The 21,165-nt window shown below is 63.4% G+C and carries 20 protein-coding genes and 1 pseudogene; 8 read left to right on the top strand and 13 right to left on the bottom strand.

Translation table 11 applies throughout. The features are described from left to right. Window positions 1-494 precede the first annotated feature (494 nt). Window positions 495-764, bottom strand: a pseudogene (locus tag EDE08_RS37305) (glutamine synthetase); the annotation flags it as partial. A 61-nt stretch (window positions 765-825) separates the two neighbouring features. On the opposite strand from EDE08_RS37305, the gene EDE08_RS37300 reads away from it, so the two are divergent. Beyond that, a complete protein-coding gene (locus EDE08_RS37300) occupies window positions 826-1,158 on the top strand; it encodes a PRC-barrel domain-containing protein (RefSeq protein WP_131874636.1) in 333 nt (110 codons plus the stop codon). A 91-nt stretch (window positions 1,159-1,249) separates the two neighbouring features. Here the strand turns inward: EDE08_RS37300 and EDE08_RS37295 are convergent, their stop codons facing one another. From EDE08_RS37295 to EDE08_RS37280, 4 genes are all read right to left on the bottom strand, one after another. Then, on the bottom strand, window positions 1,250-1,684 hold the full coding sequence (locus tag EDE08_RS37295; RefSeq protein WP_131874637.1) for a VOC family protein: 435 nt from the start codon (window positions 1,682-1,684) through the stop codon (window positions 1,250-1,252). A 152-nt stretch (window positions 1,685-1,836) separates the two neighbouring features. Next, window positions 1,837-2,664, bottom strand: a complete 828-nt coding sequence (locus EDE08_RS37290) for an AraC family transcriptional regulator (RefSeq protein WP_131874638.1) — start codon at window positions 2,662-2,664, stop codon at window positions 1,837-1,839. Between the two features lie 301 nt (window positions 2,665-2,965). After that, on the bottom strand, window positions 2,966-3,361 hold the full coding sequence (locus tag EDE08_RS37285) for a group II truncated hemoglobin (protein WP_165936405.1): 396 nt from the start codon (window positions 3,359-3,361) through the stop codon (window positions 2,966-2,968). Between the two features lie 255 nt (window positions 3,362-3,616). After that, the gene (locus EDE08_RS37280) at window positions 3,617-4,525 is read right to left on the bottom strand and encodes a helix-turn-helix transcriptional regulator (RefSeq protein WP_131874639.1); all 909 of its coding nucleotides are present in this window, start codon (window positions 4,523-4,525) and stop codon (window positions 3,617-3,619) included. Between the two features lie 136 nt (window positions 4,526-4,661). Between EDE08_RS37280 and EDE08_RS37275 the strand changes: the two genes are divergently transcribed. From EDE08_RS37275 to boxB, 4 genes are all read left to right on the top strand, one after another. Further along, entirely contained in the window at window positions 4,662-6,203 is a 1,542-nt protein-coding gene (locus EDE08_RS37275) for a benzoate-CoA ligase family protein (protein ID WP_131874640.1), read from the top strand. Window positions 6,204-6,461: 258 nt separating this feature from the next. After that, window positions 6,462-7,280, top strand: a complete 819-nt coding sequence (locus EDE08_RS37270) for an alpha/beta fold hydrolase (RefSeq protein WP_131874641.1) — start codon at window positions 6,462-6,464, stop codon at window positions 7,278-7,280. A 133-nt stretch (window positions 7,281-7,413) separates the two neighbouring features. After that, window positions 7,414-9,102: a 2,3-epoxybenzoyl-CoA dihydrolase gene (gene boxC, locus EDE08_RS37265; protein ID WP_131874642.1), complete on the top strand. Its 1,689-nt coding sequence runs from the start codon at window positions 7,414-7,416 to the stop codon at window positions 9,100-9,102. A 146-nt stretch (window positions 9,103-9,248) separates the two neighbouring features. Beyond that, window positions 9,249-10,700 carry a benzoyl-CoA 2,3-epoxidase subunit BoxB gene (gene boxB / locus EDE08_RS37260; protein WP_028138981.1) on the top strand — a complete coding sequence of 484 codons (1,452 nt, stop codon included), beginning with the start codon at window positions 9,249-9,251 and terminating at the stop codon, window positions 10,698-10,700. 203 nt (window positions 10,701-10,903) lie between these two features. Here the strand turns inward: boxB and EDE08_RS37255 are convergent, their stop codons facing one another. From EDE08_RS37255 to EDE08_RS37230, 6 genes are read right to left on the bottom strand one after another with little or no spacing between them, the layout of a single operon-like run. Then, window positions 10,904-11,965, bottom strand: coding sequence for an ABC transporter substrate-binding protein (locus EDE08_RS37255; protein WP_131874643.1), 1,062 nt, complete (start codon window positions 11,963-11,965; stop codon window positions 10,904-10,906). Window positions 11,966-11,970: 5 nt separating this feature from the next. Next, complete coding sequence (locus EDE08_RS37250; RefSeq protein ID WP_131874644.1) at window positions 11,971-12,252, bottom strand: hypothetical protein; 282 nt, start codon at window positions 12,250-12,252, stop codon at window positions 11,971-11,973. A gap of 45 nt (window positions 12,253-12,297) precedes the next feature. Continuing rightward, window positions 12,298-13,056, bottom strand: a complete 759-nt coding sequence (locus tag EDE08_RS37245) for an ABC transporter ATP-binding protein (protein ID WP_131874645.1) — start codon at window positions 13,054-13,056, stop codon at window positions 12,298-12,300. Then, window positions 13,053-13,862 (bottom strand): ABC transporter permease, encoded by an 810-nt coding sequence (locus tag EDE08_RS37240; protein WP_131874646.1) that lies wholly within the window; start codon window positions 13,860-13,862, stop codon window positions 13,053-13,055. The genes EDE08_RS37245 and EDE08_RS37240 overlap by 4 nt, the downstream gene beginning before the upstream one ends. Beyond that, complete coding sequence (locus EDE08_RS37235; RefSeq protein WP_165936404.1) at window positions 13,859-14,632, bottom strand: ABC transporter permease; 774 nt, start codon at window positions 14,630-14,632, stop codon at window positions 13,859-13,861. Before EDE08_RS37235 ends, EDE08_RS37240 begins: the two co-directional genes overlap by 4 nt. After that, window positions 14,632-15,378 carry a FadR/GntR family transcriptional regulator gene (locus tag EDE08_RS37230; protein WP_245524996.1) on the bottom strand — a complete coding sequence of 249 codons (747 nt, stop codon included), beginning with the start codon at window positions 15,376-15,378 and terminating at the stop codon, window positions 14,632-14,634. Before EDE08_RS37230 ends, EDE08_RS37235 begins: the two co-directional genes overlap by 1 nt. 190 nt (window positions 15,379-15,568) lie before the next feature. Here EDE08_RS37230 and gbd point away from each other — a divergent pair, with 190 nt between their 5' ends. Next, window positions 15,569-16,696 carry a 4-hydroxybutyrate dehydrogenase gene (gene gbd, locus EDE08_RS37225; protein ID WP_131874675.1) on the top strand — a complete coding sequence of 376 codons (1,128 nt, stop codon included), beginning with the start codon at window positions 15,569-15,571 and terminating at the stop codon, window positions 16,694-16,696. A 259-nt stretch (window positions 16,697-16,955) separates the two neighbouring features. Here gbd and EDE08_RS37220 read toward each other — a convergent pair whose 3' ends face one another. Continuing rightward, the gene (locus EDE08_RS37220) at window positions 16,956-17,768 is read right to left on the bottom strand and encodes an SDR family oxidoreductase (RefSeq protein ID WP_131874649.1); all 813 of its coding nucleotides are present in this window, start codon (window positions 17,766-17,768) and stop codon (window positions 16,956-16,958) included. Between the two features lie 285 nt (window positions 17,769-18,053). Continuing rightward, window positions 18,054-19,112 (bottom strand): polysaccharide deacetylase family protein, encoded by a 1,059-nt coding sequence (locus EDE08_RS37215; protein WP_131874676.1) that lies wholly within the window; start codon window positions 19,110-19,112, stop codon window positions 18,054-18,056. Window positions 19,113-19,277: 165 nt separating this feature from the next. Here EDE08_RS37215 and EDE08_RS37210 point away from each other — a divergent pair, with 165 nt between their 5' ends. Both EDE08_RS37210 and EDE08_RS37205 read left to right on the top strand, forming a co-directional pair. Beyond that, on the top strand, window positions 19,278-20,672 hold the full coding sequence (locus EDE08_RS37210; protein ID WP_131874650.1) for an OmpA family protein: 1,395 nt from the start codon (window positions 19,278-19,280) through the stop codon (window positions 20,670-20,672). A gap of 2 nt (window positions 20,673-20,674) precedes the next feature. After that, a complete protein-coding gene (locus EDE08_RS37205; protein WP_165936403.1) occupies window positions 20,675-20,977 on the top strand; it encodes a hypothetical protein in 303 nt (100 codons plus the stop codon). Window positions 20,978-21,165 lie beyond the last annotated feature (188 nt).

Raw genomic sequence — 21,165 nt, 5'->3', positions numbered from 1 at the left:
TCCGACAGGACAAGCGATAGATCAGGCTGAAAAATTGATCCCACATGACCGAACTCCGCTGTTGATCATGGCATGCACTTATAGGCCGCGTGTCTTTCCGGCGTTTTTCGCGGAATGAGGAAATGGCTTCGTCCGGAGTGGCGCAATGTCGTCGGAACTTCCGGAAGAAGTCGCCTCACGGGAGCGTGAAATAATGCCCCGGCTTGAGGCCGGCCCGGATTCCGATAGAAGCCGGTAGTTCTCCCGAGATGAAGCGCGCGCGGCGAGGCAGTATCGTGCGGCGCTTCAGACTTGGTTGTCGAATGAGTTCCGATCGCGAAGATGATCCGCCGATCCTCATCTGCTCGAGATGCGGGCGGCCAATGAAGTTCCTGGCGACGCTGCCGGGAATCGTCATGCTCCGTTCGGAACACGCCTACAATTGTATTCCGTGCCGGCGCGTCGACACGATTCGGCTGAAGTGAGCCATCGGTGCCGGATTGGGCCGGACTTGCTCAAAACATCTCGAAATACTCGCGATGCTCCCAGTCCGTCACCTCGGACAGGCAGCGATCGATCTCGGCGTTCTTGATGTGGGTGTAGTAGTCGACGAATTCGGCCCCGAGCTTGTCGCGGAAGAAGGGATCGTCCTTCAGCGCGGCGACCGCATCGCGCAATGATTTCGGCAATGGCGACGCCTTGGTCTCGTAGGGCGTGTCCGCCGAGGGGCCGGGGTCGAGCTTGCGGTCGACGCCGTCGAGACCCGAGAGAATCTGTAGCTGCATTCCCGTTGTCTCGAAGCCGGTGCTATAATGGCTCCAAGCATGAGAGAACAGGGAGGACGCCATGCACCATACCATGGTTCCCAGTGATCGCGTGGAGCGTGTCGCCGTCTATGGACGCGACGGGACGAAGCTCGGCACGATCGAACGGCTGATGCTCGACAAGCTGAGTGGAATGGTTGCCTATGCCGTGATCAAGACCGGTGGACTGCTTGGCACCCATCATCACTACCCTCTCCAGTGGAACGCGCTGAAATACGACCCCAGCCGCGAGGCGTTCCAGATCGAGTTGACGCTGGACGAACTCAGTAGCGGCCCGTGCGAGTTCGATGGCGATGCGTTCGACTGGGGCGACCGTTCGCGGTCCTATCCGCATCCGCATTACTGGTCGGTCTAGCGAGCAAGCCGGCCTGGAAGCCCGCATTCTCGCACCGGACTGGCTGGGCCCGAGCCGCGGCCACCGAGCCGCGTCTGACGTGATCGTCCGGCTATCCGGCGAGCGGCTCTTCGCCGACTTTGGGCCAATAGGTGCCAAAGCTCCAGAGGCCGCCCTCCGGATCGCGCGCGGCGAAATCCCGGCTGCCATAATCGGTTGTGTAGGGCTCCATTTCGATCTTTGCGCCAGCGGCTTTCACCTTCTCGTAGAGCGCGTCTGGATCATCAACGGCCAGATAGACGGCATCTGTCCGCTGGCCGCTGATGTCACCAACCCGCTTGGCGTAGGCATCGTCGCGATGCGCGCCCAGCATGAGGATCGACGATCCGAACGCCAGCTCGGCGTGGATGACCGTGCCCTCCTTGCGGTACACCACGTGTTCGGCGAAGCCGAGAACGTTCTTCAGCCAGGCGATCATCGCCTCCGCATCCCTGCAGCGCATCGTGTGGTAGAGGCGCGGCGCTTCGTAGCCGTTCGGCTGGTTCATGAAACCCTCCAAGTTCTATGCAAGTTCGGTGCAAGCTCGGCGCAAGTCCTGGCAAGCTTGTTGCGACGCCGACCCTAGTTCGGATCATGGCGGCCGGCTTGAACAAATGGGACCTGAACGTTGCCTCGCGCTGTCGTGGCGCCGTCCTGGCGCTAGCCCCCGCCGTCCCGCATCAGGCGTGGATCGACGACATCGAGCCGCGCGGCCCATCCGGTCGGCGTCTCGCCGCTGAATATCCGGAAATCGCGAGCAAGATGCGCCTGGTCCGCATAGCCGGCGTCCGCTGCAATTGCGGCCCAGCCGCCTGTGCCGTCCGTCCGGGCAAGCGCACAGGCCCGATGAAAGCGCAGCATCTGGGCCAGCGTCTTTGGCGGAACGCCGATCTCGTTGTGGAAGCGACGCGTGAGATGCTTGCGGCTCCAGCCGATGTCGGAGGCGATGGCGGCGATGCTGATCGCGCCTGCGCGTTCCCAGAGCGTCTCCAGGGCGAAAGCGACCGCCGGCGAGGGCTCGTGGACGGCGCGGCGAAGCACGAAGTCTTCCACGATCTCGAATCGTCGCTGCCAGCCGACCGCCTCGGCCATCCTGGCGCGGAGCTCACTACCGTGCCGTCCCAGAATGTCGTCGAGCCCGACGATCCGCGCGGTCAGATCGGGTACGGCGCCTCCGAAGAAGCGATACGCTCCGAGCGGCGTGAAATCGACCTGAACGCATTCGGCGCGCCCGTCGGATTCGATCACGACCGGTCCGGGAAAGAGACCTGCCGCGAAACTCGGTCGAGCGTCGGCGGTTTCCGGTCGGTGTCCGAGCGCGATACGGAAAGGTGTCCCCAAATTCACCAGCAGAGGCAGTGCCAGCGGTGCGGCATGCCGGAAGGCGGCCAATCCGATGCCGCGCTCGCGGTAGAACGATATGCTGGAGACCAGCCGCGCAAGGCGGGGGGAGGCAGATCGACGGATGACATCGGCGGTTGCGTCCATCGTGCGTCTCGCTCGTTCGCGCCCAGCATAGCGTCGCGATGGCACCCGTCCAAGTCTATCGCTACGGGACCGTGCTCTGCCGCGCTTCCGCCTCACTGGCCATCTCGCGCATCAGGAACTTTGCCGGGACGTCGTGATAGGTGCCGCGGTCATTGACATATTGCATATGGGCGCGGCCTTCGCCGTCGAAGGGGTGCAGCGGCGCATCGGTGCGATTTGTCCGGAGTTCAATTCAAGCAATGCATGGCGCATTGCGCGAGAGCATGGGCGCGTCCTCGATTTGCGACGAGGCGCTGCCGTATCAAGGCCGGTTGCGCATCCAGTCAGCAAGGCCCGACATTGCGCGGTCGAGATCCTGGCGCGCGGCGATATCAATCACCGTCTCCTCCAGCGCTCCACGCAAGCAGAGCATCCACGCATCGCGCTCGGCATCACCGATGGCAAAGCCGATGTGCCGCTGCCGCAATCGCGGATGGCCCTTCTCTGGGGAATAGAGCTTCGGGCCGCCCGTCCATTCCGTGAGATAGCGCTTCAAGACGACCCGGATCAGACCGAGGTCGTCCGCATGCATCGCGCGGATGACTTTCGCTTCCGGCAGCGTGTCCATGCGGTCGTAGAAGCGGTCGACCAGACGATCGATCGTGGCGCTGCCGCCGATCCGCTCGAACATGGAGGTGCTGACGTCGGTGGAGGTCATCATCGGTCCCGAAGCTTGCTGCTGAGCGTTGATATAGTGTTGCCGCAGGTCGCGCAAAACCCTCGCTGTCGTCCCGGACAAGCGCGCCCCAGCGCGCGCAGATCCGGGACCCATAACCACAGGGAGTTGTTTTGCGAAGACTTGTGGTTGCCCTCTCGCGCAACGACTCTTTCCTGGGCATATGGGTCCCGGATCTGCGCGCGCTTGTGGCGCGCTTGTCCGGGACGACAGCGGAGCAATTGGATACAGCTCGCCCTACAGCGCCACGCTGCGCAGACCGAAGCTGCGGGCTTCGTTCTGCAGCACCGGCCGCACCGCATCGATCAGTCGCGCAGCAGCTGCATCGACCGAAAGCCCGGCCGTATCCACCACCGCCGTCGCGCGCGAATACAGCGGCTCGCGGCTCAAGAGGATGTTGCGCAGCTCCGCCATCGCGGAGCGGTCGTCGGCCATCGGGCGCAGATCGCCCTGGCGGCGCACGCGCGCCATGTGCTCCTCGGGCTCGGCCTTCAGCCAGATCGTGTAGAATGAGGTCAGCACCTGGTCGAAGGTCAGGGGCTCGGAGACGATGCCGCCGCCGGTGGCCAGCACCATCAGCTCGTTGCGCGCGAGCAGCTGTTGCAGCGCCGCCTGCTCCATGCGGCGAAAACCTTCCTGGCCGTAGAGCGCGATGATCTCGGCGACCGAGAGGCCGTTCTGCTGCTCGACCTCCTTGTTGAGCTCCACGAAGCTCCAGCCGATCTTCTTCGCCAGCATCCGCCCAAGCGTCGACTTGCCGGCGCCGCGCAGGCCGATCAGCGCGATGCCGCAGAACGGTGCGCGCCGTGGCGCGGTTGCGCTACCGCCGGAGAGCAGATCCTTGGCCTGCGCAATCTGCGCGGGCGTTGCCTTGCGCAGGAGATCGCGAAACATCTGCCAGTCCGGCGTCGGATCGGGCGAGGGCAGCAAATCTTCGAGATGCGCGCCCATCGCGTCGGAGACGCGGCGCAGCAGCACGATGGAGACGTTGCCCTTGCCGCTTTCGAGTTGCGCGATGTAACGCTCTGAGATCCCCGAGACCTTGGCGAGCACCTTGCGCGACATGCCGCGCAGCGCGCGCATGGTGCGCACACGCTGGCCGAGCTGTTCGAGAAATTGGGATTCGGCGTCGGGACTTTCGGTCATGAGACTTCTTTACGGATGTCCTCTTGAAGGAAGTCCTGCGGCGCGCTTTAATGAAACATAGTGCCTGCTGGCATTGACAGCAAGCCGCCGTGGTGTCTTTCTATGAATTATAATTCTAAATTCGGGGGAGATGTCCGTGAGCGAGGGATCCTACAACGCGGTGACCTGGCTGCTCGACCGTAACGTCGAGGCGGGCCGCGGCGACAAGCTCGCCTTCGACGACACCGTCTCGCGGCTCAGCTATCGCGAGCTCCAGCAACAGACCCGGCGCGCCGCCAACATGCTACGCCGGCTCGGCGTCCGCCGCGAGGAACGCGTCGCGATAATCATGCTGGATACGGTCGATTTCCCGATCGTGTTCCTGGGCGCGATCCGCGCCGGTGTCGTGCCGGTGCCGCTGAACACGCTGCTGACCGCGGACCAGTACGCCTATATCCTCGCCGACTGCCGCGCGCGCGTGCTGTTCGTGTCCGAAGCGCTCTATCCGATCATCAGGGACGTCGTCGGCCGCATGCCCGATCTCGAGCATGTCGTGGTCTCCGGCGCCAAGCAGAACGGTCACAAGCAGCTCGCCGAGGAGCTCGCGGGCGAGAGCGACCGGTTCACCACTGCCGCGACGCATCCGGACGAGCCGGCGTTCTGGCTGTACTCGTCCGGCTCGACCGGCATGCCCAAGGGCGTGCGCCATCTGCACTCGAATTTGCAGGCGACCGCGGACACCTACGCGAAGCAGGTGCTCGGCATTCGCGAGAGCGATGTCTGTCTGTCCGCGGCAAAATTGTTCTTCGCCTACGGCCTCGGCAATGCGCTGACCTTCCCGATGTCGATCGGCGCCAGCGTCATCCTGAACAGCGAGCGGCCGACGCCGGCGCGCATGTTCGACCTGATGAACCGCTACAACCCGTCGATCTTCTACGGCGTGCCGACGCTGTTTGCGGCGATGTTGAACGACGAGACGATGAAAAGCGAGCGCGGTGGCAAGGCGTTGCGCATCTGCACCTCGGCCGGCGAGGCGCTGCCGGAATCGGTCGGCAACAGTTGGAAGGCGCGCTTCGGCGTCGACATTCTCGACGGCGTCGGCTCGACCGAGCTCTTGCACATCTTTCTCTCGAATGCGCCCGGCGACATCAAATACGGCTCCTCCGGCAAACCGGTGCCGGGCTATGCGGTGCGGCTCGTCAACGAGGCCGGCCAGGACGTTGCCGACGGCGAGGTCGGCGAGCTCCTGGTCGATGCGCCCTCGGCCGGCGAAGGCTACTGGAATCAGCGCCACAAGAGCCGCCGCACGTTCGAGGGACCGTGGACGCGAACCGGCGACAAATATGTCAGGGACGCCGAGGGCCGCTACACCTTCTGCGGCCGCGCCGACGACATGTTCAAGGTCTCCGGCATCTGGGTCTCACCGTTCGAGGTCGAGAGCGCGCTGATCTCGCATCCCGCCGTGCTGGAAGCCGCTGTCGTGCCCGAGGCCGATCCGGAAGGGCTGTTGAAGCCGAAGGCCTTCGTCGTGCTGCGCCCGGGCGTGACGACGAGTAATCTCCAGGAAATGCTGAAGGAGCACGTCAAGCAGAAGATCGGCCCATGGAAATATCCACGCTGGATCGACGTGGTGGACTCGCTGCCGAAAACGGCGACGGGCAAGATCCAGCGGTTCAAGCTGCGGGAGGGCGCGAATTGAACGGCATGGTGTGTCATATGACGCGTTCTATCGCCTCAAGCACCGCTGCGCTCCCTCCCCCCTTGTGGGGGAGGGCGGGGGAGAGGGGTAGCCGCAGCGGTGGTGCCGCGGTCGTTGGTGAGCTGCGCACGCCGCGCCCGCGCCTTCGAGAGAATCCCCGTGTGGCACCCCCCTCCCTGACCCTCCCCCACAAGGGGGGAGGGAACGCCTGAGTGCGCGGAAGCACCTTCTGCTCATTGCGCTAAGAAGAGTGACAGCATGACCAATCTCACCCCCACCGGATTCCTCAGCATCGATGGCGCCAGCCTCGAATACAAATGGCTCGCGCCGCAGGCGGCCGACGCGCCGACCATCGTGATGCTGCACGAAGGCCTCGGCTGCGTCGGCCTCTGGGGCGACTTTCCGGAAAAGCTGCAGCAGGCGACCGGCGCCGGCATCTTCATCTATTCGCGCGCGGGTTACGGCCAGTCCAGCCCGGTCGCACTGCCGCGGCCGCTCGACTACATGCATCGCGAGGCGCTGGACGTGCTGCCGAAGCTGCTCGACATGATCGGCTTCAAGCGTGGTCTCCTGCTCGGCCATTCCGATGGAGCCTCGATCGCCACCATCTATGCCGGGGCGCATCAGGATCATCGCCTCAACGGCCTCGTGCTGATCGCGCCGCATTTCATCGTCGAGGACATCTCGATCAAATCCATCGCCGCGATCAAGACGACGTTCGAGACCACGGACCTCAGGGCAAAACTGGCGCGCTGGCACAAGGACGTCGACAACGCTTTCTACGGCTGGAACGGCGCCTGGCTCGATCCGAAGTTCCGCGATTGGGACGTCTCGGAATACCTGGCCTATGTCCGCGTCCCCATCATGGTCCTGCAAGGCGCCGACGACCAATATGGCACCCTGCGTCAGGTCGAGATCGCGCAGGAAGAGTGCTACTGCCCGGTCGATCCGAAGATCATTCCAGGCGCGGGACATTCTCCGCATCGTGAAGCACCCGGGCCGACGCTCGAGGCGATCGAGCAGTTCGCAGGAGCGGCCCTGCGCGACGATCAGGGCCTGCAAGGACGCGCGGCGTGATGGCGGCTAAGAGCGGGTGACATGAAACAAAGTGCATGCTATGGGTATTGAGAGCTAGACGCATCCGAAAATATGCACTATTGTGCATCTAACGATCAAGCCAAGAACCCACAATCAAGCTCAGGGATGACCCATGGCCGGGGAAGATCGGCGCCTCGCAGGCGGCGCGACATTCATCGATTTCCAGACCGAACCGTCCCGCTACAAGCATTGGAAGCTCGCGGTCGAGGGCGACGTCGCGACGCTGACCATGGATGTCGACGAGAACGGCGGCCTGTTCGAGGGCTACCTGCTCAAGCTCAATTCCTACGATCTCGGCGTCGACATCGAGCTTGCTGATGCGCTCCAGCGCCTGCGCTTCGAGCATCCCGAGGTCAAGGTCGTGGTGATGCGCTCGGCCAAGAACCGCGTGTTCTGTGCCGGCGCCAATATCCGCATGCTGGCGGGCTCGACCCATGCGCACAAGGTCAATTTCTGCAAGTTCACCAACGAGACCCGCAACGGCATGGAAGACTCTTCGGAGAATTCCGGCCAGCGCTTCATCACCGTGGTGAACGGCTCGGCCGCCGGCGGCGGCTATGAGCTGGCGCTCGCGACCGATCACATCATCCTCGCCGATGACGGCTCGTCCGCCGTAGCGCTGCCCGAAGTGCCGCTGCTCGCGGTGCTGCCCGGCACCGGTGGTCTCACGCGCGTCGTCGACAAGCGCAAGGTGCGCCGCGATCACGCCGATTTCTTCTGCACCATCGAGGAGGGCGTGAAGGGCAAGCGCGCCGTGCAATGGCGCCTCGTCGACGAGATCGCGCCGAATTCCAAGCTGGAAGCCAGGATCGCCGAGCGCGCCAGGGAGTTCGCGGCCGCTTCCAAGCGCAAGGGCAGCGGCAAGGGCATCGCACTGACGCCGCTCAAGCGCGTCATCGACGAAAACAGCATCCGTTACGGCTTCGTCACCGTCGACATCGATCGCGCGGCGCGGATCGCCACCATCTCGATCAAGGCGCCAGAGGCCGCGCCACCGGCCGACATCGACGGCATGATGGCGCAGGGCGCCTCGTTCTGGCCGCTCCAGGTGGCGCGAGAGCTCGACGACGCCATCCTGCACTTGCGCATCAACGAGCTCGAGATCGCGATGCTGGTGTTCAAGAGCCATGGCGATCGCGCCCATGTACTCGCTTGCGATGCGTTCCTCGAAGCCAACAAGGAGCATTGGCTGGTCAACGAGATCAGGCATTACTGGAAGCGCGTGCTCAAGCGCGTCGACGTCACCTCGCGCACGCTGGTGACCCTGGTCGAGCCCGGCTCCTGCTTTGCCGGCACGCTCGCCGAGCTCGTCTTCGCCGCCGACCGCTCCTACATGCTGATCGGCACGCGCCAGGGCGACAACCGCCCGCCGCCGTCGATCGAACTGTCGGCCATGAATTTCGGCCCGTATCCGATGAGCCATGGCCTGACGCGGCTGCAATCGCGCTTCCAGGCCGATCCGGCCGACGTGGAGCGTGCGGAAGCGACTCTCGGCACTGCGCTCGACGCGGAGCAGGCCGAAGAGCTCGGCCTCGTCACCTTCGCGCTCGACGACATCGACTGGGACGACGAGGTTCGCGTGTTCCTCGAGGAACGCGCCAGCTTCTCGCCCGACAGCCTCACCGGCATGGAAGCGAGCCTGCGCTTCGTCGGCCCCGAGACGATGGAATCGAAGATCTTCGCCCGCCTCACCGCATGGCAGAACTGGATCTTCCAGCGCCCGAACGCGGTCGGCGAGGAAGGCGCGCTGCGCCGCTACGGCAGCGGCCAGAAGCCGAAATTCGATATGACGCGGGTGTAGCGACGTTTGTATCCCGGGCGCGCTGCGGCACGAAGTGACGCTGCGCTGAACCGGGACCCAGCCAGACGAGAGTAGGTTCCGGCTCAGCAGCGCACCGCTTCGCGCTGCGCAGCGTCCGGGACAAAGAAACCAAGGAGAGCACGGCCATGAACATGAACATCATGAACGTCGACTACTCGACCAAGATCCCGAACAACGTCAACCTCGCCGAAGACCGCCAGGTGCTGAAGGCGCTGGAGGGCTGGCACCCCGGCTACATGGACTGGTGGAGCGACATGGGGCCGGAAGGTTTCCAGGAATCGCTGGTCTATCTGCGCACGGCCTATTCGGTCGATCCGCGCGGCTGGGCCAAGTTCGACTACGTGCGCATGCCCGAATATCGCTGGGGCATTTTGCTGGCGCCGCAGGAAGAGAACCGCGTCGTTCCGTTCGGTGAGCACTATGGCGAGCCGGCCTGGCAGGAAGTCCCTGGGGAGCACCGCGCCATGCTGCGCCGCCTGATCGTGATCCAGGGCGACACCGAACCGGCCTCGGTCGAGCAGCAGCGCCATCTCGGCAAGACCGCGCCCTCGCTCTACGACATGCGCAACCTGTTCCAGGTCAATGTCGAGGAAGGCCGTCACCTCTGGGCCATGGTCTACCTGCTGCAGAAATATTTCGGCCGCGACGGCCGCGAGGAAGCCGACGATTTGCTGCGCCGCCGCTCCGGCGATGCCGATGCGCCGCGCATGCTGGGTGCCTTCAACGAGGCGACGCCGGACTGGCTGTCATTCTTCATGTTCACCTACTTCACCGACCGCGACGGCAAGATGCAGCTGCACAGCCTCGCTCAATCGGGCTTCGATCCGTTGTCGCGCACCTGCCGCTTCATGCTCACCGAGGAAGCGCACCACATGTTTGTCGGCGAGACCGGCATCACCCGCGTCGTGCAGCGCACCTGCGATGCGATGCGCGCGGCCGGCATCACCGATCCCACCGACATCGCGAAAGTCCGCGCGCTCGGCGTCATCGATCTCCCGACCATCCAGAAGAAGCTGAACCTGCACTACACGCTCTCGCTCGACCTGTTCGGCTCGGAAGTCTCGACCAATGCGGCCAACGCCTTCAACGCCGGCATCAAGGGCCGCTACCACGAGACCCAGATCGAGGACGATCACCAGCTCAAGAACTCCACCTATCCGGTGCTCAAGCTGATCAACGGCGAGATCAAACTGGTCGACGAGCCGGCGCTGACTGCGCTCAACATGCGCCTGCGCGACGATTACAGCCAGGATTGCGTCAAGGGCATGCTGCGCTGGAACAAGGTGATCTCGACCGCGGGCTATGATTTCAAGCTGACTCTGCCCAACGTCGCCTTCCACCGCCACATCGGCGAGTTCAAGGACGTGCACGCGACGCCCGACGGCATCCTGATCGACGATGCCACCTGGGCCAAGCGCAAGGACGAGTGGCTGCCGTCGGCGAGCGACGGCGACTTCATCACCTCATTGATGCAGCCCGTCACCGAAACCGGCAAGTACGCATCCTGGATCTCGCCGCCCAAGGTCGGCATCGACAACAAGCCCGGCGATTTCGAGTACGTGAAGATCGAGTCGTAAGGCTCTTTGCGGCCGCGGCGGTCGCGCCACAAGCTCGCTGTCATCGCCCGGCTTGACCGGGCGACCCAGCCTTCCAGTGATGAGTGTGAGTGAATCGAGACGCCGCAGCGTACCGGATGGACGCTCTGAAAGCGTTGGCTTGTGTTGGAGATACGAAGTTTGTTGCCGCGCACCAGCTTCAGGGTGCGCGGCAACACTCAGCTTCAGGGCTTGAACACGAAGCCCGGTTTAATTGCCACATCTGCCGGAATGGGCTGAAGATCGGAGAACAGGTCCGGATAGGTATTCATCACGTTAAGGATGAATTTGGGCTCGATGTGCTTGTTCACGTCGAACACCGACTTGATTACGCCCAGCCGCTGCAGCGTATCCTGCGCCTTCCAAAGCGCGCGATAGTTGTGCGCGGAAATGCGGCGGTCCACCTGTTGGACGTTGTACTGCATCGCGGTCTCCGCCACGTCGAGCTTCAACCCCGGGATCCACCGCGTACCGATGGACGCGGCCTGCTTGGGGTTCTTGCGCATCCACTGGTCGGCCTCCGATACGGCTGCCAGGAATTTCTCGATCGTTGCCCCATTCTTCTCCACCCAAGGCCGCAGCGCGATATTGAATCCGAGATAAGAGATGACGTCGCCCCCGCGGATCACCTCGACAGCCCCCGGCACGTCCTTCATAGCGATCACCGGTGCCGGGTCCCAGCACACAAATGCATCCACGCCTTTGGCAAGCAGCGCCACGCTCATTTCCGGCGGCGGCGTGTTGATCAGCGTCACGTCGGTCGCCGCGAGGCCGGCCTTTTCGAGCAAGCCCAGAATGTAGAGATGATTGATCGTGCCGAAGGAGGTCGCTATCTTTTTGCCCTTCAGACTTTTCAAGTCGCCTTTGACGATTCCAGAGTCGCCGTTGGCAATGAGGGCGAGCGTGGCATCGGACCCAAGCTTCGTGGCGTTGCCGCTGAAGTTACCGAAGAAAACCAGGTCCATGTTGCGTAGGATCGCGCCGATGGCCGGAACGCCGGCTTGCACCATGTCGGTTTCACCTGCCTGCAACGCATTGAGCGCATCGACGCCGGTTGCGTATGGGCGAGCAATGGTCACGTCGAGCCCGTATTTTTCGAAAAAGCCGCGCTCCAGCGCAATCGGCAGCGCCAGCATGTCTACCGCTGCCACCATGCCGACCTTGAGTTTTATGGGATCCTTGGCTTGCGCCAACGCAAGTGACGGCAGCAGCAACAAGGCGCAGAGCAGCATCGCAAGTCGTCGCATTTGGGTCATCCCCCTGGTTGAAGCGGCTCGATGCGCGTCACCCAGTAAGGCCGGGCGACGGTCGTCAAGTCCGCGCGTTTCACTCCTCGAACTTCAACGGATTTTTCTTGTGTTCCGGATACCCGGCCGTACGTCTGCATCAGCTGAACGTGAAAACGTTCAGGTTCGAACGGCAGCACGACCAGGATGTTCACCTTGTCCGAGCCACCGGCGAAGTTCACGATCTTTCGCGGCGCGGCGATGGTCAGCCAAAGCTGCCAGGCCAGATAGCCGACCGCCACCGCCATGAGGATGTGCGCCTTTCGCGATCGAAGGGCATCTTTCAACATGGCTCAAGCCGACCGCACGAGTTGAAGGACGCGGTTCGACAATTCCTTGAACCGCGCATCGTCGTTCAGCGCGTCCCACGATCGGGGCCGTGGCAAGTCAACGGCAATGTCATCGAGCACGCGTCCCTTCGACAGCGCGACCACCCGATTGGCGAGAAACACGGCTTCCTGGACGTCATGCGTGATGAAGATGACCGTCGGCCGCTTCTCCTGCCAGATGCGCGTCAGTTCTTCCTGGAGCGTCATTCGGGTCTGGGCATCGACGCTCGCGAACGGCTCATCCATCAGCAGCACGTCCGGCTCGTTCGCCAGCGCACGCACCACGCCGACACGCTGCTGCATGCCGCCCGACAGTTCGGCGGGATAGCGCGCGGCTGCCTCGGTCAGTTTGGCGAGCGCCAGATATTCATGCGCGATCTTCTCGCGTTCGACCTTGCGGACGCCGCGCATCTTGGGACCGAAGGCGACATTCTCGAGCACGGTTCGCCACGGGAACAGGGCAAAAGACTGGAACACCACGCCGCGGTCAGGGCCAGGCCCCTTGACCGGACGGCCGCCAACCAAGATCTCGCCGCCCGTGTGCGGGATGAAGCCCGCGATCATGTTGAGGATCGTCGTCTTGCCGCAGCCAGAAGGACCGACGATGCAGACGAACTCTCCCTGTTCCACCTTCAGTGACACGTCATGCACTGCGGTGACGTTGGTTCCGGCATAGGGGTCGAAATACGTCTTCGACAGATTGCGGATGGTCAGATCCTTCATCGCGTCACCATCCCCCACCGCTGTCCCGTAGCCCGCTCGATCGGTGCCAGTATCCAGCTGTCGACGATGTACCAGAGAATTCCCAGGATGATCATGCCGAGCAGGATCTCGACGACGGACCCGGAGCGGCGCGCGTCGAACATGAGAAATCCGATACCGCTGGTGCCGACGATAATCTCGGTTGCGATCAGAGCGCGCCAGCCATAGCCGAGCCCGTTGCGCAGGCCGGTCACGATGTTGGGCAGCGCTCCCGGCAACACCACTTCCCACAACATGCGAATGCGTGAGGCACCCAGACTCTGGGCCGCGCGGTGCAGGGTGATGGGAATCGAGCGTACGCCCAGCACCGTGTTCAGGACAACCGGGAAGATGACCGTGTAGACGATGACGACCGTGATGGTCGTGAGGCCATAGCCGAACCAGATCACCAGGATCGGCAGCCAGGCGATGTCGCCAATGGCCTGAAAGAACAGGAGCAGCGGCCACAGCGCCGTACGCGCGCGCTGGTTGAGACCAACCAGGATTCCGAGCGGAATGCCGAGGGCGACCCCCCAAAAAGCACCGACGGCCAAGCGCACGATGCTGTCCTGCAGGTACGCCGGAAGGATGCCCGTATAGACCAGTGACCCAAACGAGCGCACGACCTCCGCCGGTCCAGGCAGGAACACGCGCGGGAATATTTGCAGCTGTGTGACGATCCACCACGCAGCGACCACCGGAATGAAGGGGGCGATGGACGCGATCGACGGCCAACGCGCCGTCAGGCGAACGCAGTGGCTCCACATCTTGAGTAGAAACTGCTTCATGCGCGCTGCACCATGCCCCAGCGTTCGATGGTGGCGCGCTCGATTGGTGCCAAGACCAGTCGGTCGAGCAGGAGCCAAAGCACGCCGATCACAATCATGCCAAGCACGATCACTTCCGTTCTGTAGAAGTCGCGCGCCACGAACAGCATGTAACCGAGGCCCACGTTGGTGGCGATCATCTCGGCTGCGATCAGCCCACGCCAGGCAAAGCCCAGCCCGGTGCGTATGCCGGTGACGATATTGGGAAGCGCCCCCGGCAGCAGCACTTCGGTCAACATCGCCCATCGTCCTGCACCGAGCGATGCGGCCGCATTACGCACCTGCAAGGGAATGGTCGATACACCGAGAAGCGTGTTGTACGTCACGATGAAGAACACGGCATTGAAGATCACAAAGGTGATGGCGCCGAAGCCATAGCCGAACCATAGCGTCGCGATCGGGATCCATGCGATGCCAGCCAGCACCGAGAAAAACCTGAACAGGGGCGTCAGGAAGCTCGAGATGATCGGGCTCACGCCCATCGCGATGCCCAAGGGGATCGCGATCAACAGGGCGAGCACTGTGCCAACGGCGACGCGCAACAGGCTTGCACCGATGTGCTGAATAAGGGTGCCATCTTTTATTCCCTCAATTCCAGCCTGGACCACGGAGGAGAGGTGAGGAAACAGCCGGGGATTGACGTCAAAATACGGGATGAAAACGGCCCATAGAATGAGGAGCACTATGAAGGGAGCGCAGAACCAAAGTGCCGAATAGAGCCTCCACAGCATCACGCTTGCCTCAGGGTACGGTTGCCGCTTGGCCTGGCGTTCCGCCGAACGGCGCCTACACTTTTCTTGGACAATTGGGAGTGGGTCAAACCAAGAACTCGCTCCATGGCTTTGCGAGCTTTGTTTGCATCGCTTTCGTCGATGGCACGAGCAACGGCGGCGTGGTTGGGAATGTTGTCCTCGAACCAGCCGGCAACGCTATCAACCGCAACAACAAACACAGCGCTCAGGATCGTGTCGATCGCACCGCGAAAGCCCTGCAGCACCGGATTGTGCGTCGCGTCCAGAATAGCGAGGTGAAAAGCCTTGTCCGCGGCCGTTGCGGCAGTCTGATTGTCCGATGCTTCCATCGCCCTCAGCGCTGCATTGATCCGTTGCCGGTCCTGCTTGGTGGCGCGGGTCGCAGCGAGCGCAGCAGCGGCTGGTTCAATGATCGAGCGTACTTCCTGAATAGCAAGCAGTAGCTCACGGTCGAGTTGATCCTCACCGACCAGCCAGTTCAACACGTCACGATCGAGAAGACTCCAGTCGCGGCGCGGCAACACGTGAGTGCCGTGACGCGGCCGCACGCTGACGAGTCCCTTCCCTGCAAGCATTTTGATCGCTTCACGAACCACGCCGCGGCCAACGCCAAAGCGGATTTCGAGCTCGTTCTCGGGCGGCAGGACCGCGCCGGCCGGGATGATTTCTTGAGCGATCTCGCGGCCGAGCGTCGTCAGCACCGCGTGGATGCGGCCCGGCTTCAAACGCTTCTCGGTGGATTTGACGCGTTTAGCGTTCGACAATCCGTTCACTCCCGACCGCCGGCTCTTGGGCTGGCTGGTATGTTCAGGCCATACACCGATTTTGTTGAGCTCGCAATCATCCGATGTTAAATGTCCGATGAATAAAAACGTTTTGCGGCGCACCAATTTCGCCGGCTGGGAGGAGTTCGCTATGTCGACCATTGGATATCTGACGACGACAATATTCGATCACGGTGCCATCAAGAGCCTGCCGACGGAGCTGGCGGCACTCGGCATTCGTCGGCCACTGCTCGTCACGGACGCCGGCGTGCAGCGGGCCGGCATTGCAGCGCAAGTCCTCGCTCATCTCGATCCGACGACCGTTGCGATCTTCGATGGCACGCCGCCGAATCCGACCGAGGAAGCAGTCCTCGAAGGCGTCGTCTCCTACCGCGAGGGCGGCTGCGATGGCGTGATTGCGCTCGGCGGCGGTTCGCCGATCGATCTTGCCAAAGGCGTAGCCTTGGCCGCCACCCATGAGGGGCCACTGGAGCAATATGCCGCGGTCCTTGGCGGCATCGGCAAGATCACTGATAAGGTCGCGCCGGTAATCGCTATTCCGACCACTGCGGGAACTGGCAGCGAAGTCGGCCGCGGTGCTTTGATCAATTTGACCAACGGCTCGAAGCTGGCGTTGATCAGTCCACATCTGATACCGAAAAGGGCGATCTGCGATCCTGAACTCACGCTGGGACTGCCGCCGGTGTTGACGGCGGCGACCGGGATCGATGCGCTCACGCATTGCATCGAAACGTTCCTGTCACCGTTGGTCAACCCACCGGCGGAAGCGATCGCGCTCGATGGTGCAAAGCGTGCATGGCACTTCATCCAGCGCGCTGTGACGAACGGCGCCGACCGCGAGGCGCGTTGGGAAATGATGATGGCGGCACTCGAGGGTGGGCTGACGTTTCAGAAGGGGCTCGGCGCAGTGCACTCGCTCTCCCACGCCGCCGGCGCATTGCGCTCGCCGACCCTCCATCACGGTATGCTGAACGGCGTATTCCTGCCGCACATCCTGCGCTTCAGCGAGAACATGGTGGGGAACAAGTACGAGACGCTGAAGGATGTGTTCTGCATTTCGCGCGAAACGGACCTCGCCGCTGCGGTGTCCGATCTCGTTCAATCGTTGAAGCTGCCGGTCACGCTCGGTCAAATGGGCTTCGAGGCACGGCACATTCCTCAAACAGTCGTCCGAGCGCTTGCGGACCACTCAAACGCGACCGCTCCGCGAAAAGCCTCTGCGGAAGAATTCGAGGGCCTGCTGCGCGCGGCGCTCTGAGAGTCGTCCGCGCCCGGACGACGCCCCCGCAAGGGGCCACAGTGACGGCATCGATACCGACGGATTGTGAGTCCGAGCCTGGCTCAACAAGTGTTTTGCCCGACGCGTCAACATCATTGCGGCTGAAGCGTCGTTTCCGGACGGCCCAGGAAAAACCCTTTGTCGATCAATGGGCTTCCTACTGTGCATGGGGTTGTTTTCGACATTTTAGTTTGGAGTTAGTTTGAAGCCCCACTGCGGGTGACGTGAGATCGCCCGATCAATCGCTGTCCCACCCGCTGCCCTTGATTCCCGGATTGGCGTAGACGATCCCGCCATCGACCGCGATGGTCGCGCCAACCACATAGTCGCCCGCGCGCGAGGCGAGATAGATCGCGGCGCCCGCCATGTCCTCGTCGGTGCCGATGCGGCCCACGGGGACACGCGTCGCCACTTCGTCGGCGTGATCGCGGGCGGCGCGGTTCATGTCGGACTGGAACGGGCCCGGCGCGATCGCCGTGACCACGACGTGGTCGGGGATGAGCTTCACCGCCATGCGCCGCGTCAGATGGATCAGCCCGGCCTTGCTGGCGGCATAGGAATAGGTCTCGCCCGGATTGACGAAGATGCCGTCGATCGAGGCGATGTTGATCACCTTCGCCGGCCGTTCCGCGCTCGCCGACGCGCGCAGCGTGGGCGCCAGTGCCTTGGTGAGGAAGAACGGCGTCTTCACATTCAGATTCATCACCTTGTCCCAGCCGCTCTCCGGAAATTCGTCGAACTCCGCGCCCCAGGCCGCGCCCGCATTGTTGACGAGGATGTCGAGCCTGGATTCGCGCTTCTTAAATTCGCTCGCCAGCAGCTCGCAGCCGGCGACCGTGGACATGTCGATCGGCAGGGCGATGCATTCGCCGCCATATTGCGCGGCGAGCTCTTTCGCGGTGGCTTCGCACGGTCCGGCCTTGCGCGCGGTGATGTAGACCTTCGCCGCGCCGGCGCTGAGAAATCCCGCCGCTATCATTTTGCCGATGCCGCGCGAGCCGCCGGTCACCAGCGCGACACGGCCTTTGAGCGAGAACAGATCGTTGAACATGGTGCCTCCCTTTGGTTGGCGCTGGTTGTGAGCGGGGAGGGCCAGGGAGTCAAGGAACGCGCTGGGGAATGGGATCGGAGTGGGGCATGACAGCGGGTCGACCAACTCGGTGTCGTCCCGGACAAGCGTAAACGCAGATCCGGGACCCATAGCCACAGGGCGCAATTTGGCGACGGCTCGTCGTCCGGTACTTCTATCAACATCAATTGAGAGATCACGCGGTATGGGTCCCGGATCTGCGCGCGCTGAGGGCGCGCTTGTCCGGGACGACAGCGGAGTTTGCAGCTACGCCGCCGCGATCCGACGAAAACCGTTCCACATCGCGGTCGCGGCGCCCGAGGTCAGCACCGGCAGGATGCGCGCGTCCTGGTAGTTGCCATTGAGCGAGACGCGGGGCAGCGCGGTCATGTGGCCGGCATTCTCCGCGAACAGCATGCCGGGCCGTGTCGTCACCGCGGTCTTGAAGCCGGCGGATGCGGCAAGGGCGAATTCGCGCATCCCCGCGGCCTCGCGATCGCCATAGGGATAGGCGAGATGCAACACGGGGCGCTCCAGCACCCGCTCGATCCGCGCGCGGCTCGCGGCCATCTCCTGCGCGGCGATGTCTTCCGCCTGCTTGGCGAGGTTGCAATGGCTGACACTATGCGCGCCGATCGTGACCAGCGGATCGGCGGCAAAGGTCTTCACCTCGGCCCAGGACAGGCACAGGTTGCGGCACAGCGCTTCCATGTCGACGTCGTATGTCGCGCAGAGCGCTCCGATCTCGCGCGCAAGATCGTGCTCGCCCGGCAGCGCGCGCAGCCAGTCGTGCAGGCGATCGAACGCAGCCTGCTTGGCGGCAGGCGTTGTCGCATCGAGCCGCAGCGCGGAGTTGCCGATCCTGACGTCGACCTGCTCGGCCTTGGCGATCACGGCCTCCAGCGCCGTCCACCACAATCGTCCGGTCCCTTCCGCAAAATCGCTCGCGACATAGACCGTCAGCGGCGCGTCAAATTCGCGCAATACCGGCAATGCATGGTCCAGATTGTCGCGATAGCCGTCGTCGAAGGTGAAGGCGGCGAAGCGGCGGTCGAACCGGCCCTGCACCAGCCGCTCATGCAGCTCGTCCATGCTGACGATGTCGATGTCGCGCGAGCGCAAATGGCACAGCGTCGCCCGCAGGAATTCGGGCGTGACTTCGAGATGCCGGTTCGGCTGGAACGCAGCCTCGCGGGCGGGCCGCACATGGTGCAGCATGAAGATGGCGCCGACGCCCGACAAAAGTGGGCGCAGCAGGTGGTGCGCTCCGCTGAAATAGAGTGCTCCCAGCCCGGCGCGGATGACGTTGTTACGCAGTTGTTTCATGAACGGCTGGGGGGACTCTGGCATTCCGTCCTCAACTTATGGAAGAACCCTTGAAGAAAAAGTTATTCCGATTGTCCACGCGGGGGCCTTGGATCGGCAGCATTTCCGGTTTGACAGCCTGCCAAGGGTTTGTTTTGTCTCCGTTTCCAGAGTTCGGGTCGTCGAATGCAGAAGCTTTTCAGGTGGGCCAGCAAATGGTGGCCGGGGCTGATCCCCCTGGCCGTCATGTGGGGATTTGCGGCCTGGAATAACACCTTACCGGTCGAGGCCGATCTGTCGGCGCGCAGCTCGGCGGCGCTGAAGGATACCGTTCTGGACAAGACACGGATCGTGGTCGATGGCCGCGACGTCGGCCTGGCCGCGGACGCCTTCTCCGAGGAGGGTCGCCGCGACGCCGTGATGGCGGTCGAGACGGTCCCCGGCGTTCGCCTGGTCGACGATCGGACCCGCCTTGTTCCCGAAGCCAAGCCCTTCGTCTGGACGGCCGAGCGCGACGTGGTGCGGGTGACCCTGTCGGGCTCCGCGCCCCTGCCGTCGATGAAGGCCCGGCTGACCGAGGCCGCCCGCAAGGAGGTCGGCGGCGTCGAGGTGGCCGACCAGATGGGGCTGGCGCGCGGGGCGCCGCCGCGGTTCGAAGCGGCCGCGATGCTGCTCTTGGATCAGATCGGCAAGCTCAAGGACGGCAAGATCACGATTACCGACACCAAAGTCAATCTGTCGGGCATGGCGCGCGAGCTCGGCGGCCGCGAGGCGATCGCGGCCGGGCTGAAGAACCTGCCCGAGGGTTTTTCGATCGCCGCCAACGAGATCAAGGCGCCGCCCTACATCTTCCAGGCCTACAAGGATCCGGTGGCCGCGACGGTGACGCTGACCGGCTATGTTCCCGACAACAACGTCCATGCGGCGATCGCCACCAGCGCCGCGCGAAAGTTCTTCACCGAGAAGGTCGTCGACAACCTCAAGGCCAGCATCGGGGCACCCGGCTCCTTCAGCGCGGCCGTGGTCCCAGCGCTCGGCGCGCTGTCGCGGCTCTCGACCGGCACGCTTGTCGTCTCCGATCGCGAGGTGAAGCTGTCGGGCGATGCGCTCTACGAGGGCGCCGCCAACGATATCCGCGCAGGGCTCGGCAAGGACTTCCCGAAAAACTGGCAATACAAGCCGGAGATCACGGTGAAGCCTGCGGCAGGCCCGGTCGACGGTACTGTGTGCCAGCAATTATTCTCGGAGCTTCTGACCAAGGGCAAGATCCGTTTCGCGACCAGGCGTGCGGACATCGATCCCGATTCCGCCGGCATCCTCGATCGTCTGATCGAGACGGCGCTGCGCTGCCCCACCACCAATATCGAGATCGCCGGGCATACCGACGCCGACGGCGAGGATTCCTTCAACCAGGCTCTCTCGGAAAAGCGGGCGCAGGCGGTGATCGACTATCTGGTCAAGGCCGGCCTGCCCGCCAGCCGCTTTACCGCGGTTGGCCATGGCAGCACGCAGCCGCTCGCCGGCAACGACACCGATGAAGGCAAGGCCCAGAACCGCCGTATCGAATTTCTGGTGAGGTGACGATGCCCTATCTCGTCTCGTTCCATCTGGGCTGGCTGATCGCCTCGCTGCTGCTGGGCTTCTGCATGGGCTGGATCTCGGTGGTCCAGCGCGGCAACGGCACCTCGAAGGTGACAGCGGGCTGGCTCGCCGCGCTCGTCGCCGCGCTGGTCGCAGCCTCGCTCGCCCATGTGGTCCCCGGCCGCTTCGGCTACTGGCTCGACCTCGGCCTGATCATGTTCGCCTGCTACCTCGTCGGCTGCACCATCGGTGCATGGCTGCGCGACCGCGTGGTCTCGCGCACCGCGCCTCCGGCCGCTCTGTGATGTTGCTGCGCACCCTCACTGAAGGGACGGGGGGCGTCCGCCGCGGCCTTCCGGCGCCTCAGAACGCGTCAACTGGCCGCTTCGATCCTCCTCTTTCAACAGTCAGGCCTGCCCCATAGATTGATGTCGGCTTAAGGCGTGGCGGAACATTGTGCGGCCGAAATCATCAAAACTTCATGGCGCCTGCG

The sequence above is a fragment of the Bradyrhizobium sp. R2.2-H genome (assembly GCF_004346455.1).
GTDB lineage: Bacteria > Pseudomonadota > Alphaproteobacteria > Rhizobiales > Xanthobacteraceae > Bradyrhizobium > Bradyrhizobium diversitatis.
The sequence above is the reverse complement of the archived record's forward strand: the minus strand, read 5'-3'. Positions and strand labels throughout refer to the sequence as shown.

Excerpts from the sequence above, each read along its gene's own strand:
- EDE08_RS37210 (WP_131874650.1), top strand. The coding sequence starts at position 19,278 with ATGCAGAAGCTTTTCAGGTGGGCCAGCAAATGGTGGCCGGGGCTGATC.
- EDE08_RS37220 (WP_131874649.1), bottom strand. The coding sequence starts at position 17,768 with ATGTTCAACGATCTGTTCTCGCTCAAAGGCCGTGTCGCGCTGGTGACC.
- EDE08_RS37300 (WP_131874636.1), top strand. The coding sequence starts at position 826 with ATGCACCATACCATGGTTCCCAGTGATCGCGTGGAGCGTGTCGCCGTC.
- boxB (WP_028138981.1), top strand. The coding sequence starts at position 9,249 with ATGAACATGAACATCATGAACGTCGACTACTCGACCAAGATCCCGAAC.
- EDE08_RS37235 (WP_165936404.1), bottom strand. The coding sequence starts at position 14,632 with ATGCTGTGGAGGCTCTATTCGGCACTTTGGTTCTGCGCTCCCTTCATA.
- EDE08_RS37270 (WP_131874641.1), top strand. The coding sequence starts at position 6,462 with ATGACCAATCTCACCCCCACCGGATTCCTCAGCATCGATGGCGCCAGC.
- EDE08_RS37205 (WP_165936403.1), top strand. The coding sequence starts at position 20,675 with ATGCCCTATCTCGTCTCGTTCCATCTGGGCTGGCTGATCGCCTCGCTG.
- EDE08_RS37255 (WP_131874643.1), bottom strand. The coding sequence starts at position 11,965 with ATGCGACGACTTGCGATGCTGCTCTGCGCCTTGTTGCTGCTGCCGTCA.
- EDE08_RS37290 (WP_131874638.1), bottom strand. The coding sequence starts at position 2,664 with ATGGACGCAACCGCCGATGTCATCCGTCGATCTGCCTCCCCCCGCCTT.
- EDE08_RS37280 (WP_131874639.1), bottom strand. The coding sequence starts at position 4,525 with ATGACCGAAAGTCCCGACGCCGAATCCCAATTTCTCGAACAGCTCGGC.
- EDE08_RS37250 (WP_131874644.1), bottom strand. The coding sequence starts at position 12,252 with ATGGCGGTGGCGGTCGGCTATCTGGCCTGGCAGCTTTGGCTGACCATC.
- EDE08_RS37240 (WP_131874646.1), bottom strand. The coding sequence starts at position 13,862 with ATGAAGCAGTTTCTACTCAAGATGTGGAGCCACTGCGTTCGCCTGACG.
- EDE08_RS37215 (WP_131874676.1), bottom strand. The coding sequence starts at position 19,112 with ATGAAACAACTGCGTAACAACGTCATCCGCGCCGGGCTGGGAGCACTC.
- EDE08_RS37295 (WP_131874637.1), bottom strand. The coding sequence starts at position 1,684 with ATGAACCAGCCGAACGGCTACGAAGCGCCGCGCCTCTACCACACGATG.
- boxC (WP_131874642.1), top strand. The coding sequence starts at position 7,414 with ATGGCCGGGGAAGATCGGCGCCTCGCAGGCGGCGCGACATTCATCGAT.
- gbd (WP_131874675.1), top strand. The coding sequence starts at position 15,569 with ATGTCGACCATTGGATATCTGACGACGACAATATTCGATCACGGTGCC.
- EDE08_RS37285 (WP_165936405.1), bottom strand. The coding sequence starts at position 3,361 with ATGACCTCCACCGACGTCAGCACCTCCATGTTCGAGCGGATCGGCGGC.
- EDE08_RS37245 (WP_131874645.1), bottom strand. The coding sequence starts at position 13,056 with ATGAAGGATCTGACCATCCGCAATCTGTCGAAGACGTATTTCGACCCC.